Origin of the sequence: Sphingorhabdus buctiana (genome assembly GCF_042680825.1) — a bacterium.
GTDB lineage: Bacteria > Pseudomonadota > Alphaproteobacteria > Sphingomonadales > Sphingomonadaceae > Sphingorhabdus_B > Sphingorhabdus_B buctiana.
Window position 1 is genome coordinate 279,697 of the sequence record NZ_JBHUEL010000002.1, and the last position, 14,711, is coordinate 294,407.

At 58.1% G+C, this 14,711-nt stretch carries 12 protein-coding genes; 2 read left to right on the plus strand and 10 right to left on the minus strand.

Going from position 1 to position 14,711, the window contains the following annotated elements; translation table 11 throughout:
* Positions 1-34: 34 nt before the first annotated feature.
* Positions 35-1,591, plus strand: coding sequence for an AmpG family muropeptide MFS transporter (locus tag ACFSAG_RS01830; RefSeq protein ID WP_381510904.1), 1,557 nt, complete (start codon positions 35-37; stop codon positions 1,589-1,591).
* Here ACFSAG_RS01830 and ACFSAG_RS01835 read toward each other — a convergent pair.
* From ACFSAG_RS01835 to ACFSAG_RS01880, 10 genes are all read right to left on the minus strand, one after another.
* Positions 1,588-2,040, minus strand: coding sequence for a DUF6628 family protein (locus tag ACFSAG_RS01835; RefSeq protein ID WP_381510906.1), 453 nt, complete (start codon positions 2,038-2,040; stop codon positions 1,588-1,590). The genes ACFSAG_RS01830 and ACFSAG_RS01835 overlap by 4 nt on opposite strands.
* Positions 2,041-2,089: 49 nt before the next feature.
* Positions 2,090-3,430 (minus strand): bifunctional folylpolyglutamate synthase/dihydrofolate synthase, encoded by a 1,341-nt coding sequence (locus ACFSAG_RS01840; RefSeq protein ID WP_381510907.1) that lies wholly within the window; start codon positions 3,428-3,430, stop codon positions 2,090-2,092.
* Between the two features lie 9 nt (positions 3,431-3,439).
* Positions 3,440-4,294, minus strand: coding sequence for an acetyl-CoA carboxylase, carboxyltransferase subunit beta (gene accD / locus ACFSAG_RS01845; RefSeq protein ID WP_381510909.1), 855 nt, complete (start codon positions 4,292-4,294; stop codon positions 3,440-3,442).
* A gap of 3 nt (positions 4,295-4,297) precedes the next feature.
* A complete protein-coding gene (gene trpA / locus ACFSAG_RS01850; RefSeq protein WP_381510911.1) occupies positions 4,298-5,080 on the minus strand; it encodes a tryptophan synthase subunit alpha in 783 nt (260 codons plus the stop codon).
* Complete coding sequence (gene trpB, locus ACFSAG_RS01855; RefSeq protein WP_381510913.1) at positions 5,077-6,318, minus strand: tryptophan synthase subunit beta; 1,242 nt, start codon at positions 6,316-6,318, stop codon at positions 5,077-5,079. The genes trpA and trpB overlap by 4 nt, the downstream gene beginning before the upstream one ends.
* On the minus strand, positions 6,305-6,946 hold the full coding sequence (locus ACFSAG_RS01860; protein WP_381510914.1) for a phosphoribosylanthranilate isomerase: 642 nt from the start codon (positions 6,944-6,946) through the stop codon (positions 6,305-6,307). Before ACFSAG_RS01860 ends, trpB begins: the two co-directional genes overlap by 14 nt.
* A gap of 12 nt (positions 6,947-6,958) precedes the next feature.
* Complete coding sequence (gene pyrF / locus ACFSAG_RS01865; RefSeq protein WP_381510915.1) at positions 6,959-7,633, minus strand: orotidine-5'-phosphate decarboxylase; 675 nt, start codon at positions 7,631-7,633, stop codon at positions 6,959-6,961.
* A complete protein-coding gene (locus ACFSAG_RS01870; protein WP_381510917.1) occupies positions 7,630-7,920 on the minus strand; it encodes a LapA family protein in 291 nt (96 codons plus the stop codon). The genes pyrF and ACFSAG_RS01870 overlap by 4 nt, the downstream gene beginning before the upstream one ends.
* A gap of 82 nt (positions 7,921-8,002) precedes the next feature.
* Positions 8,003-9,313, minus strand: coding sequence for an adenylosuccinate lyase (gene purB / locus ACFSAG_RS01875; protein ID WP_381510919.1), 1,311 nt, complete (start codon positions 9,311-9,313; stop codon positions 8,003-8,005).
* A gap of 129 nt (positions 9,314-9,442) precedes the next feature.
* Entirely contained in the window at positions 9,443-12,100 is a 2,658-nt protein-coding gene (locus ACFSAG_RS01880) for a TonB-dependent receptor plug domain-containing protein (RefSeq protein ID WP_381510921.1), read from the minus strand.
* A 209-nt stretch (positions 12,101-12,309) separates the two neighbouring features.
* Between ACFSAG_RS01880 and parC the strand changes: the two genes are divergently transcribed.
* On the plus strand, positions 12,310-14,640 hold the full coding sequence (parC, locus tag ACFSAG_RS01885; RefSeq protein ID WP_381510923.1) for a DNA topoisomerase IV subunit A: 2,331 nt from the start codon (positions 12,310-12,312) through the stop codon (positions 14,638-14,640).
* The last annotated feature ends 71 nt before the right edge of the window (positions 14,641-14,711 follow it).

Below are 14,711 nucleotides of genomic sequence, written 5' to 3' on the forward strand. Positions count from 1 at the left end.
TTAGTCAGACGAGCAATATATTCGGGGAGGTCGCATGTCGGTTGATTTAATCCGCTTCATCATTTTTGCGGCCGTGCTGATTGGCTTGGTGGCGATTGCACTGACCAGCAAGACATTCCGTCCCTATATTCGCAAAGCCCCGCTCGTGGCATTCCTGCTTGGCATTTCGAGCGGGTTCCCCCTTACCTTGCTGGTCGCAACGATGACCTTCTGGTTGGCCAAGGTCGGGATTGATACCGCGACCATCGGCTTCGCCGTCGCGCTTGGCATTCCTTACACAATCAAATTTCTGTGGGCACCGCTTGTCGACAAACTGCATCTGCCGTTCCTGACCAAGACATTCGGCCAACGGCGTGGCTGGCTGTTCTTTATCCAGGCTTTGCTGTTCGTTTCGGTGTGGCAGCTGGGGGCAAGCAACCCGCAGCCAGGGCAGTTGGGAACCTTTGCCATTTGGGCGCTAATCACAGCATTTCTATCGGCGACACAGGATATCGTTATCGATGCGTATCGTATCGAAATCCTTGATGAAGAAGAGTTTGCGCACGGCACCGCGACCAATCAGTTCGGTTATCGCACTGGCAATCTGATTGCGGGCGCAGGCACAATCTATTTTGCCTCTGCTGAGGGGCTGGGGCTAGGCTGGGCAACCGCTTATGGCCTAACCGCATTCTGCATCATTCCGGCGATCATCGGCGCGCTCTGGATTGGGCCGGGGCGCTTCGTTGATCGGTTTGAGCATGTTTCAGGCATGAAGCCCGGCCAATGGCTGACCGAGGCTGTGGTCAATCCGTTCCGCGAGTTTCTGACGCGTCACGGTGCCTTTATCATTCTCGGCTTTGTATTGGTGTACAAGGTTGGCGATGCAATGGGGCAGGCCATGCTCAGCCCGATGATCGTCGATCTCGGCTTTGCCGATCTGGACTATATTTCCGCCAACAAGCTTTGGGGCTTTGGCGCGCTGATCGTCGGGTCGGCCCTTGGCGCGCCATTCATTCTGTGGCTTGGTATGGGAAGGGCACTGCTCATTTCCGGCCTGATGATGATGTTTTCGAACACCATGTTCATGATCCTTGCAGCGACCGGCAACAATTATTGGATGCTGGTTGCGGCCATCGTCACGGAGAACATGACAAGCGGCATCGGCCTGACTGTATTCACCACTTATCTCTCGGGCCTGTCCAGCATCGCCTATACCGCAACGCAGTTTGCGCTGCTGTCCTCTTTCGCCGGGGTAGGGCGCACCTTCATGGCGGGGCCAGCGGGCATCATCGCAGAAAAGGTTGGCTGGGTCGGCTTTTGGGGTTTCACAGTGGTCGCAGCGATACCGGGCATGATCCTGCTATGGGTGCTATGGAGCAAGGGATATGTCGTCCAGAATATTCGGCAGACCGAAGGCGTCGACGAAAAAGCACTGAAGGAACCGGTGGGTGGCTTGCGGATCGCAGGGTTCCTGTTGGTGGTTGTCGGGCTCGTCGGCGTGCTTCTGTCACAACCTCTGGAGCTGGCGAGCAACATCACCGCGATATTCGCCGCAGTATTGGTAGTTGGCGGATTGCTGGCGTGGAAAGGCAAGCCCGCGAAGGCGGCCTAATCCAGTTCCAGCGGATGAGCGAGGTCGGCAAAGGCCGATTGCACCGCCTGCGCCGCCCCTAAAGCGCCCAGGCTGTCGGCTGTTCCCAGTACGGTGCGCAGCTGCAGCGCGGCGTTCTGCATATCGCTTTCAGACGTGGCTATCGCATCGAGTAAGCGTGCCTCGTCGAGCGTCATGCGCGGGCAGCAACAGCCGGCAATGTTGATCCTGCGTTGTGATGTGCGCACTGTCTCCGCGATGAATGCGCGGAGCATCACCAGCGGCCGCATATAGGACATTCCAAACGTGCCCAGCATGGCGTTTGCAGCGTGCGCATCATGCATGCCATGGGCACCCATTCGACGGATGCAATAGAGCAGCAGCCGGCGGTTGTCGTCGACAGGGCAGGCGAAGGGCAGGGCGGCAGATGCGAGAGGCAGGATGGGTTGCACGGTGAATCTCCTTGTCACCGATGCAAGTCACCATAAATGCTATTGCAAGTCAATCGCAATAAAGTTGCTAATTCGGGATTTGCCCATTCGCTTTCAACACTTCGCCCGCAAGGTAAAGCGATCCGCAGATCAGCACCTTTCTGGGTTGGCGGTCCGTCGCCAAGTGATCGATGCAATCTGCAACAGAGGGTGATGAGCGAGTCTCGCTGATACCCACATCGGTGCGCACCCATGAACACAGGTCTTCGGGCGCATGATGTTCATGGCCGGGGATTGGCACCGCTTGGAAGGATGTAATTTTTGATGAAATGGGTTTCAGAAAACCCATCGCATCCTTGTTCTTGAGCATGCCGCAGATCACATCGACGTTGGCGACCTTGTCGAGTGCCTTGGCCAGCGCATTGCCTGCGTCAGGATTATGTCCGCCATCGAGCCAGACCTCACTGCCAACTGGCAGCCGATCAACCAATGGCCCCGGTGACAGCAATTGCATGCGCGCCGGCCAGCGGGTGGTTTGCATCGCCTTCGCCATGGCCTCGCGCGGGATCGATATAAGCGACTGATGCATGATCATCGCGATGGCCAAGGCGGCGTTATCCGATTGGTGCCGTCCGGCCATGGTCGGTAACGGCACCCAGACTTGTTCAAAACCATCCTGGTAATGAAGCTGGCCATCCGAAATTTCGGCCTCCCAATCCTTGCGCCTGATCGTCGGAATGGCGCCTGCGCGGTTAGCCTGCTCGACAACGCTTTGTTGCATCGATGGCGAATAAGCCTGGGTAACCAGCGGCACACCATATTTGGCAATCCCGGCCTTTTCGAACGCAATTCGATCAAGCGGCTCCATTTGCGGAATGCCCTCTTCGGGCGCCAACAGGAACCCTTCATGGTCCAGACCCAGTGATGCGATTCCGCAAACGGCGGGCTTGCGGATGATGTTGGTGGCATCGAGCCGACCGCCAAGGCCAACCTCGATCACGCAAGCATCGGCAGGCGTTCGCGAGAAGGCGAGGAAAGCGGCTGCGCTTGTCACCTCAAAAAAACTCGCCTGCAAGCCTTCGGCATGGTCGAGCACTTCGGATAGCAATGCAGCGAGCGCGTCGTCCCCGATCAGCTTGCCCGCAACCCTGATGCGCTCGTTAAAGCGGACGAGGTGGGGGCTCGAATAGACATGGCATTTCAGCCCTGCTGCTTCAATCGCGCCACGCAGGAAGGCGCAGGTCGATCCCTTGCCGTTGGTCCCTGCGACATGGAATACAGGCGGCAGATTGTCTTGCGGATTCCCCAATCGCGCGCACAGCGCACTGATCCGCTCCAGCCCCAGCGTATCGCGCCCGGGCGAGAGCGCCGTCAGTCGGTCAAGTTGCGCCTGGACGGCCGGGTGATCGGACTTTGCGTGGTCAGCCAAGGTCGCGAACTAGGCCGCCTTTTTGCCAGCGGTCAGGTAATCGATTAGGCGCGCCAGCGTCGCTTTCAACTCATGCCGGTGCGTCACCATGTCGACCATGCCATGGTCAAGGAGGTACTCGGCACGCTGGAAACCTTCGGGCAGCTTTTCACGGATCGTCTGTTCGATCACGCGCTGGCCAGCAAAGCCAATAAGCGCGCCGGGTTCGGCAATCTGGATATCGCCGAGCATCGCATAGCTTGCGGTGACGCCTCCCGTGGTCGGGTCAGTCAGCACGACGATATAAGGCAGCCCAGCCTCGCGCAGCATCTGAATGGCGACGGTGGTGCGCGGCATCTGCATCAGGCTGAGAATGCCTTCCTGCATGCGGGCGCCGCCGGCAGCGGTGAAGATGATATAAGGGCATTTGGCCTTCAGCGCTTCCTGCGCGGCGGCGATGAAGGCTTCGCCCACCGCCATGCCCATCGATCCGCCCATGAAGGCGAAATCCTGCACGCTGACGACAGCGGTGTGGCCGTTGATCTTGCCCCGCGCGCTAACCATCGCGTCTTGCTCACCTGTTGCAGCGCGGGCGGCCTTGATGCGGTCGGGATATTTCTTGCTGTCCTTGAACTTCAGCGGATCGTCAACCACGCGCGGCATGGGCAGGACGGTGAAGCTGTCGGCATCGAAAATCGCAGCAAAACGCTCCGCCGGACCGATGCGGCCGTGGAAATCACATTTGGGGCAGACCGACTGGTTTTCCTCATATTCCTTAAGGAAAATCATCGTGTTGCAGCCCTTGCACTTGTGCCACAATGTTTCCGCCGTCTCGCGCTTGGCGATGAAGGGGATGGCGTTGCGGACGCGGGTGACCCAGTTCATGGTTTAGCCTCTTGCTGCTTTGATTGCGTTCGCCAAGCTTGCCACATAATCGCGCACCGGGCCAGCGGCATCGCGGCCATGTTCGGCGATGATTTCGACGATGGCAGAGCCGACCACGACCCCATCGGCAACCTTGGCGATCGCGGCGGCCTGTTCGGGGGTGCGCACACCGAAGCCAACAGCGACGGGGATGTCGGTTGCGGCCTTGAAGCGCGCGACGGCATCCTCGATGCTCGCTTGCGCGGCCTGTTGCAGCCCGGTGATGCCCGCGACCGAGACATAATAGAGAAAGCCGCTGGAGCCATCGAGCACGGCAGGCAGGCGCGCCGCATCGGTGGTGGGGGTGGCGAGGCGGATCAGGTCAACACCCGCGGCGCGCAGCGCAGGGCCGAGCTCGACATCTTCCTCTGGCGGGATATCGACGCAAATCACGCCATCCACGCCTGCCTTGACGCATTGGTCCGCAAACCATTCGGGCCCGCGGATCGTCATCGGATTGGCATAGCCCATCAACACCAGCGGTACGTTCGGGTGCCGCGCGCGGAAGGCGGTGGCGATGGCGAAGATATCCGCCGTCGTCGTTCCCGCCTCAAGACTGCGGATATTGGCCTTCTGGATCGCGGGACCATCGGCCATCGGATCGGTAAAGGGCATGCCGAGTTCGATGACATCTGCGCCACCCGCCACGAGCGCGTCGAGATTGGCGGCGGTATCGCCATCGCCCGCGGTGATGAAGGTGACGAGGGCTGCGCGATCGGCAGGGAAGGCGGAACTAAGTCGGCTCACATCTTCTCTCCGAGAGCCTCAGCCACGGTGAAGATATCCTTGTCTCCACGTCCGCAAAGATTGGCGAGGATGATCCGGTCGCGGTCCATCTTTGCTGCCTCGCGTGCCACAGCGGCAATCGCGTGCGAAGGCTCCAGCGCGGGAATGATGCCTTCGGTACGGCAGAGCAACTGAAAGCCTTCGAGTGCCTCGGTGTCGGTCACGCTGTCATAGCGCACACGGCCGATTTCCTTCAGCCAGCTATGCTCCGGCCCGATGCCGGGATAGTCGAGACCGGCGCTGATCGAATGCGCCTCGGCGATCTGGCCGTCTTCGTCCTGCAGCAAATAGGTTTTGTTGCCGTGGAGGATGCCGGGGCGTCCGCCTGCAAGGCTGGCGGCATGCTCCTTTGTCAAGCCATGCCCCGCCGCTTCAATGCCCAGCATTTCGACGCTGGCATCGTCGAGGAAGGGGTGGAACAGCCCGATGGCATTCGACCCACCACCGATCGCTGCGACCAGCATGTCGGGCAGGCGACCAGTGCGTTCGAGCATTTGCGCACGCGCTTCCTTGCCGATCACGCTTTGGAAATCACGGACCAGTTCGGGATAGGGATGCGGGCCTGCGGCGGTGCCGATGATGTAGAAAGTGTCGTGCACATTGGCGACCCAATCGCGCAGCGCCTCATTCATCGCATCTTTAAGCGTGTTTGCCCCGCTGGTGACCGGGATCACCTCGGCGCCGAGCAGCTTCATGCGGAACACATTGGGTTGCTGCCGTTCGACATCCTTTGCGCCCATATAGATGACGCAAGGCAGGCCAAAGCGCGCGCAGACAGTGGCCGTCGCAACGCCATGCTGCCCCGCGCCGGTCTCGGCAATGATCCGCGTTTTGCCCATACGGATGGCGAGCAGGATCTGGCCGATGCAATTGTTGATCTTGTGCGCGCCGGTATGGTTCAGTTCATCGCGCTTGAACCAGATTTGCGCGCCTTTCCCCGCGGGCGCATCCTTGCGCAGCTCTTCGGTCAGCCGCTCGGCATAATAAAGCGGGGAGGGGCGGCCGACATAATGTTTGAGTAGGTCGTCAAGCTGCGCGTGGAATTCGGGGTCGGCCTGCGCCGCACGATATTCCCGCTCCAGATCGAGGATCAGCGGCATCAGCGTTTCGGCGACATAGCGGCCGCCAAACTGGCCAAAATGCCCGCGCTCGTCAGGCTGGTTCATGAAGGAGTTCAGATTTGTATCAGGCTTTGTCATAATCGCGGACCGCTTGGCAGAAGGCCGCAATCTTGTCCACATCCTTGACACCGGGAGCGCTTTCGACACCTGAAGAAACATCAACCAACGGCGCGCGCGTAGTGCGAAGCGCCTCTGTGACATTGTCGGGCGCCAGCCCACCGGCGAGTCCCCAGGGCGTGCGATGTTCGAAATGGCTCAACAGCGACCAGTCGACGCGGGTGCCGGTGCCGCCAGGAAGCGCTTGCGCCGGGGCATCGAACAAAAACCGGTCGGTGACGCCCGCGAAGCGATCCAAATTCACAAGCGTCTGCCTGTCTTTCAGGCCGATCGCCTTCCAGATTTCGGCCTCGCTATGCTCGCGAACAAGCTTGAGCCACTCGGGCGTTTCGGTGCCATGAAATTGAACGACATCCGGGCGCACCATGTTCAGCGCCTTGTCGGTCAGTTCCGGATCGGCGTTGACCAAGAGCAGCACGACTTTGAGGCTCGGCGGCGTACGCATCCGAAGGGCCGCAGCGAGTTCAAGGCTCACATGGCGAGGGCTTTTTTCGAAATGCACAAGGCCGATATGCGTCGCCCCTGCCTTTGCAGCGGCATTGATGGCGGCCTCATTTGAAAGGCCGCAGATTTTGATCAGGGTTTGCATTGTGGACCGGCCTTAAAGCGTCCCCACAATCGCCCGCGCCGCTGCATCGGGATCCTCCGCCTTAGTGATCGGGCGACCTATCACCAACACGCTGGCACCATCGTCGCGCGCCTGGCGCGGCGTTACGATGCGTTTCTGGTCGGCGGTGCTGGCACCGGCAGGGCGTAGACCGGGGACGACGAAAAATCCGTCCTTCCATGCCTTGCGCGCCGATTTCACCTCATGGCCAGAGCAGACAATGCCATCGAGCCCTGCCTCCTGCGCCAATGCAGCGAGGCGTTCGACCTGCGTGTGTGGGTCGTCAGGCACGCCAACGCGATTGAGATCGTGATCGTCTAAGCTGGTCAGCACGGTCACCCCGACAACCTTTGTATGCGTTCCTGCCGCAGCCTTGGCATCTTCCATCATCGCGCGTCCGCCGCTGGCGTGAATGGTGACAATCGCCGGTTCCAGCGTTTTGATCGCCTGCATCGCCTTGGCTACGGTATTGGGAATGTCATGCAGTTTCAGGTCGAGGAAAATAGGAAGGCCCAGTTTCTGCACCTCATGTACGCCATGGTGCCCGTTGGCACAAAAGAATTCGAGGCCGAGTTTCACCCCGCCGACATGCGCCTTCACCTTGCGCACAAGATCGAGCGCATCATCAAGCAGGGGCGTGTCGATCGCGACATAGACCGGATTGCTCATAGCGCTTTCTCCGGTGTGGTGGTCGCGGTTGGGAAGTTGGCAGCCATCGTCTTGGCACCGCTTTCCAGCGTAGCGATCCGGCGCGTCAGTCGATATCGCATCGCACGGTGCCAGATCCACAGCGGAAAGAAACCGAGCAAAAAGCTCGCGCCAATAACCGCAGGCAGTTTGCTATCGAGCCAGAGGCCGTTCCACAATTTCATCGATACCGGATGCCAGTTGTTGACTGCGAATACCGCGAAGCCAACGAGGAAAATCACCCAGAACAAGGTTTTGAGGAACGACATTCGCAGCTTCTCCTTCGTCTGTTTGTTCGCAGCTTAAGGGAAGGGGGGCAAGGATTCCAGCCCCCTTGCAACCGAAATCGGTTTACCCAAAAACCCGCGCGAAAATCGTATCCACATGCTTCAGATGATAGCCGAGGTCGAACTTTTCTTCGATTTCCTGTGGGCTGAGCGCCTTGGTCACATCCGGATCGGCTTTGAGGAGTTCGAGCAGCGACAATTGCCCATCCGATTCCCAAACCTTCATCGCGTTGCGCTGGACGAGGACATAGCTGTCTTCGCGGCTTACGCCGGCTTGGGTGAGTGCAAGCAGCACGCGCTGCGAGTGGACAAGGCCGCCCATCTTGTCCAAATTCTTCTGCATGCGTTCCGGATAGACAAGCAGCTTGTCCACCACGCCAGTCAAACGACCGAGCGCAAAGTCGAGCGTGATCGTGGCATCTGGGCCGATATAACGCTCGACCGAGCTGTGGCTGATATCGCGTTCATGCCAAAGCGCGACATTTTCCATTGCAGGCACAGCATAGCTGCGTACCATGCGGGCAAGACCGGTGAGGTTTTCGGTCAGCACCGGGTTGCGCTTGTGCGGCATCGCCGAAGAGCCCTTTTGGCCGGGGGAGAAATATTCCTCCGCCTCCAATACTTCGGTACGCTGCAGGTGGCGGATTTCGACGGCGACACGCTCGATCGAGGAAGCAATCACGCCCAAAGTCGCAAAGAACATGGCGTGGCGGTCACGCGGGATCACCTGCGTTGAAACCGGCTCAACCGAAAGCCCCAACTTTGCCGCTACATGCTCTTCAACGCGCGGGTCGATATTGGCAAAGGTGCCAACCGCCCCCGAAATCGCACAGGTTGCGACATCCGTGCGCGCGGCGATCAGCCGATCCTTGCAGCGCGAAAATTCGGCATAGGCTTCGGCCATTTTCAACCCGAAGGTTACGGGTTCCGCGTGTATGCCATGGCTACGGCCAATGCAGGGCGTCATCTTATGTTCGAACGCGCGACGCTTGATGGCTTCCAGAAGCGCATCGAGATCAGCGAGCAGTATGTCAGACGCACGCGCCAACTGCACCGCAAGGCAGGTGTCTAGCACGTCGGAGCTGGTCATCCCCTGGTGCATGAAGCGGGCTTCATCGCCTACTTGCTCCGCTACCCAGGTCAGGAAGGCGATGACATCATGTTTGGTCACCGCTTCGATTGCGTCAATGGCTGCAACATCGATGGAGGGGTTTGTTGCCCACCATTTCCAAAGTGCATCCGCCGCCGATTTCGGAACAACGCCAAGATTGGCAAGCGCTTCGGTCGCATGCGCCTCAATCTCGAACCAGATCTTGAAGCGGTTTTCCGGTTCCCAAATGGCAACCATATCTGGGCGGGCGTAACGGGGGACCATGTGCGGACTTTCTGCGGCAAGAAGTGGAGTCGCCCGCGCCGTTAGCAGGCAGGCGGCATAGCGTCAAAAGCACAAAGAAAAAGGGCGGCGCAATCGCACCGCCCTTTTCCATGAACAATATGTTGCCGATCAGAAGTCGTACGAAACACGTCCGTACAGGAAACGACCGCTGAAGCCGAAGGGCGACTGCGAACTGTAAGGCAGGAACGAGTTGTTGAAGCCGTAATTCACCCCATCAACCGTACCGAAAGGCAGGCGATCGGGATAGACGTCGAACAGGTTGTTCGCACCAATGGCAAGCGAGAGCTTTTCCGTCGGTTTCACGCGAAGCTCGAGATCGGTAACCCATTTTGGCGAAAGGAAGATATCGCCTGGTACGTCACCCGGCTTGAGTGCGATGTTGTTGTTATTTGCTGCGGTCGAGAAGCTGCTTGGCAGGAACACCTCACCATAGCGGTTTGTACGCAGAGTCAGGCCGAACATGTCATAATCCCAATCGAGGCTGAAGTTCAGCTTGTTCTTGGGTTGGCCGTCGGTCAGGCGATAGCTTTCCTGACGGGCGAACAGGCGCTGCGCGGTGAAGCCCGAGAAGACACGGCGATCAGTTATTTTGGTATCATTCAGGTTGTAGCCGGCGCTCAATCGAACCGTGCCCATTCCAAAATCGGGGACACGATAACTTGCAACTATGTCGAGGCCTTCGGTTTTAGTGTCGATGCCGTTGATGAAAAAGCGGGCTGAGGTGACACCTGTAATGCCAGCCGCAGCTAAAGTATCGGTCACGTCACGAACTGTCGACGAGAGATTTTGCAGGTTCTCGGTCAGCGTGATGCGGTCTTCGATCTTGATGTTGTAATAGTCGACTGTCAGGCTCAGACCCTCAAGCATAGTGAAAGTAAAACCACCACCAATGTTGACCGATTTTTCAGGCTTGAGCGGTTCTGCTCCCAAGGCGATTGCAACAGGTGAGGAAACCGGGAACGTACCAATTTCAATCAGCACGCCGCCGACATTGTTCGTTGAGGTGGTTGCGAAAGACTGCTGCGCCAAGCTCGGCGCGCGAAATCCGGTCGAGATCGAGCCACGGAGTGCAAGGCCGTCAATTGGTTCGAAGCGAGCGGCTGCCTTGCCGTTCACTGTGTCCCCGAAATCGCTGTAATGCTCGTAACGACCAGCCAGCTGCAAAGTGAAGCTGCTGGTCAAGTCGGCATCAAGTTCGACATAAGCGGCGTAGCTGTCGCGTGATTCATCGGTTGCGTTGCTCGGGCGGAATCCCGGGAACACCTGAGAGCCGCCAGCGGCGCCAAACGGAGCAGCAGAGAAGGGCCCGTTTATGTAGCTTTGCACTTCACCTGCAACGATTTTGTAGTTCTCATCGCGATACTCGCCACCAAAAGCTAGAGATACACTGTCGCCGATTCCGAGATCAAGGTCGCGACGGAAATCGAGATTGACTGTCGTTTGTCCTGCGCGCATGCCCCCAGCGTTGAAGCGACGGGCGCTGTCGGTGCCGCCAAGCGAGGTGTTAACGCTGTTTTCGACATCATAATTTAAACGGTTCGATCCATAAGTGACCGACAGGTCATAGTCCCATGATCCCAATGCACCCCGTAAGCCGGCGGCAGCTGAAATATCGACGATTTCACTAACGATCAGCGGAAGGAAGCCATCAGCATAGATTGGATTGAACGCTCCTGAAAATCCTGCCCAGTTCTGGTTACGGATGTCGGAAGAACGGCGATAAAAACCTGCACCGTTGCCATCTCTTACGCCATAGCTCCCGAAGGTGTAGAATTCAGCCGCATCGGAAAATTCATATCCAGCGTTCAGGAAGAAGTTCATGTCCTTGGAAACGCCATCGCCATAACGGTGGGCGTAACGATTGAAAGTCGCCTCGCGTGGATCGCCTGCCGCAAAATAATTGCGGCGGATATCGGGGCCTGAGCGGTTAGTTGGAGACCGGTCCTTATACTCTGCTGTAAGATTTAGGTAACCGCTATCGCCGAGGGGAAGGCCAAAATTCGAAGCGAAGGTATAAGTATCACCATCACGCCGCTTGCGATCTTTGCCGGTGTAAGTGATAACAGGGTTGTCGCCGCCCGTTACGGCGTAGGCTCCACTGGAACCAATAGCGAGTGTCTGGCTAGTGGTCGTCAAGGCGACAGACGCCACTTGGCCGACATCTTCCATTTCGGTGACATATTTGCCGTAGGTCGCTTGCGCACGGCCTCCAATGCCCTTTTTCAGCTGGACGTTGATCACGCCCGCGATAGCGTCCGAACCATAAAGCGATGCCGCACCATCACGAAGGACTTCGATACGCTCGATTGCGAGCGGCGGGATGGTGTTCATATCGACGGCGGTCGAACCGCGCCCAACCGAACCGTTGAGGTTGATCAGCGACGATTGGTGACGGCGCTTGCCATTGACGAGAACGAGTACCTGGTCAGGCGCAAGGCCGCGCAGAGTTGCGGGGCGGAGCGAGTCCGTACCATCCGTAAGCGAGGGCTGCGGGAAGTTGAACGAGGGAACAAGCTGGTTGAGCAAGCGGTTGGTTTCGGTCGAACCGCTGTTCACCAGATCCTGTGCGGAAAGAACGTCGACCGGAACCGGGCTGTCAGCGACGGTGCGGTCGGTACGACGCGTGCCGGTAACGATGATTGCGGGTTGATCGGCGGTGTCCTCAGCCTGCGCATCTTGCGCATATGCGGGTGCCACTGTGCCAATCGAAAGCGCGGCAAATGATGCCGAAAGTGCGAGAAGCGATCCATGTTTTGTGTTTTTCATTGGTTTTTCCTTCGCCCTGTTTGTTGAAGTGACGGGAAAGTTGCCACTTATGAAAAGGTTTGACCAGAATCTGCGACATTTTCGCATATTTTGTGTCTTTGCTGTGTCATTATTGCAACGCAGCATGATTTCATCCGCAACGACAAATAGCTGTGGATTGCTGCACAAGGCGCTTTTCGCAGAGTCCTTGCATCGCTATCGGGGCAGGGATGGCTGATACCACCGACACCGATACCCCTGCGGAAGATCCGTTCGACCAGATCGTGAATGCGCCGTTCGATGCGGCGATTTCGGAACGTTATCTGATCTATGCGATGTCGACCATCACCGCCCGGTCGCTCCCCGATTTGCGTGATGGCTTGAAACCGGTGCACCGCCGCCTGCTGTGGGCGATGCGACAGCTGAAGCTTGACCCGGCAAGTGGATATAAGAAGTGCGCGCGCGTCGTCGGTGACGTAATCGGTAAGTACCACCCGCATGGCGACCAATCGGTCTATGATGCGATGGTCCGCCTCGCACAGACCTTTTCGCTGCGATATCCGTTGGTCGACGGGCAGGGAAATTTTGGTAATATCGACGGCGATAACGCCGCGGCATATCGTTATACCGAAGCAAGACTGACCAAGACCGCCATCGAATTGATGGCGGGGCTCGACGAAAATGCGGCCGACTTCCGCCCGACCTATAATGGTGAGGATGAAGAACCGGAAGTCATGCCCGGTCTGTTCCCGAACCTTCTCGCCAACGGCGCGAGCGGCATCGCGGTAGGCATGGCTACCAGCATTCCTTCGCACAACGCGGCAGAAATCATAGACGCCGCGATGCTGTTGATCGATGAACCCAAGGCGACACATGAGCAGTTGATGCAGATTGTGCAGGGGCCCGACTTTGCAACTGGCGGTGTTTTGGTCGACAGCCGGGAAACCATAAGCGCAGCTTATGAAACCGGTCGCGGCGCCTTGCGCGTGCGGGCCCGTTTCCATGCCGCTGATGCAAAGGACGCAGCGGATCGCGAAGCGGGTATAGAACGATTGCCGGGCGGAACCTGGCAACTGGTGATCACCGAAATTCCGTACCAGGTGCAAAAGGGCAAGCTGATCGAACAGATCGCGCAGTTGATTGCGGACAAAAAGCTGCCGATCCTCGACGATGTGCGCGATGAATCCGATGCCGATATCCGCATCGTACTTGTTCCCAAGAGCCGCAATGTTGATCCGGAAGACCTAAAGAACGCACTGTTCCGCCTGACCGATCTCGAAACCCGTTTTGGCCTCAACATGAATGTGCTTGATGCCAATCGCGTGCCCAAGGTTATGGGTTTGGGCGAAGTATTGCGTGAATGGCTGACGCACCAGATCGAGGTGTTGGTGCGCCGTTCGCAGCACCGGCTCGAAAAAATCGACGCGCGGCTTGAGCTGGTCGAGGGCTATATCATCGCCTATTTGAACCTCGACCGGATCATTGAGATTATCCGTACCGAAGACGAACCCAAGCCGGTGATGATGGAAGAATTCCAGCTTACTGACCGGCAGGCCGAAGCTATCCTCAACATGCGTTTGCGCTCGCTGCGCAAGCTTGAGGAAATGGAGTTGCGCCGCGAACGCGATGAGCTTCATGCCGAGCGTGAAGAACTGGTCAAACTGCTCGAAAGCCCGGCGCGTCAGCGCACGCGGTTGAAGAAAGACCTGACCAAGTTGCGAATTGGCTATGCCGAGGATACCGAACTTGGCCGGCGCCGCACATCGTTGGTCGAAGCGGCTCCGGCGCGAGAAATTTCGCTTGAGGCCTTTGTCGAACGCGAGCCGGTAACCGTAATCCTGTCAAAGCGCGGTTGGATCAAGGCGATGAAGGGCCATGCCGATCTATCAGCCAAGGCCGACTACAAATTCAAGGAAGGTGATGCGCTCGCACAGGTCTTCCACGCGCAGACCACCGACAAGATCTTGGTCGCAACGGCCAATGGGCGTTTCTACACGATTGGAGCAGACAAGCTCCCGGGTGCGCGCGGCTTTGGTGAACCGCTGGGAACGATGATTGATATCGAGGCGGGTAACGATATCGTCACCTTGCTGCCTGTCACGCCCGGCGGGCGCATGCTGCTTGCAGCTTCGACGGGCAAGGGCTTCATCTGCAAGATGGAAGATGTTGTGGCGGAAACGCGCAAGGGCAGGGGTGTGGTTACATTAAAGCCCGGTTCGCGCCTTCAGGTCGTGCGGTTGGCCCCCGCCGAAACTTCCGATGAATCCTCAGCAAAGGATCAATATGTCGCAGTGGTTGGCGAGAACCGCAAACTCGTCATCTTCCCGATGAACGAAATACCCGAAATGGCCAAAGGACAGGGTGTCACCCTGCAACGCTACAAGGACGGCGGGCTGTCGGATGCAATCTGTTTCAACCTCAGTGAAGGATTGAGCTGGACAATGGGTGGCGAGAGCGGGCGGATGCGTACCGAAACCGACCTCACCCAATGGAGGGTCGCACGCGGCGCGGCTGGACGTTTGCCACCTCAAGGCTTTCCCCGGAACAACCGTTTCGACTGAATTTGTTTACTACGCCGGTAGAGCTTTTGTTCTCCGAGCGCCGTGAAGCAATTTTTTACACCTTGAGCCTA

Coding starts and splice junctions, on each gene's coding strand:
- ACFSAG_RS01860 (WP_381510914.1), bottom strand. CDS start 6,946: ATGCAAACCCTGATCAAAATCTGCGGCCTTTCAAATGAGGCCGCCATC.
- accD (WP_381510909.1), bottom strand. CDS start 4,294: ATGAACTGGGTCACCCGCGTCCGCAACGCCATCCCCTTCATCGCCAAG.
- parC (WP_381510923.1), top strand. CDS start 12,310: ATGGCTGATACCACCGACACCGATACCCCTGCGGAAGATCCGTTCGAC.
- purB (WP_381510919.1), bottom strand. CDS start 9,313: ATGGTCCCCCGTTACGCCCGCCCAGATATGGTTGCCATTTGGGAACCG.
- ACFSAG_RS01870 (WP_381510917.1), bottom strand. CDS start 7,920: ATGTCGTTCCTCAAAACCTTGTTCTGGGTGATTTTCCTCGTTGGCTTC.
- ACFSAG_RS01830 (WP_381510904.1), top strand. CDS start 35: ATGTCGGTTGATTTAATCCGCTTCATCATTTTTGCGGCCGTGCTGATT.
- ACFSAG_RS01880 (WP_381510921.1), bottom strand. CDS start 12,100: ATGAAAAACACAAAACATGGATCGCTTCTCGCACTTTCGGCATCATTT.
- trpB (WP_381510913.1), bottom strand. CDS start 6,318: ATGACAAAGCCTGATACAAATCTGAACTCCTTCATGAACCAGCCTGAC.
- pyrF (WP_381510915.1), bottom strand. CDS start 7,633: ATGAGCAATCCGGTCTATGTCGCGATCGACACGCCCCTGCTTGATGAT.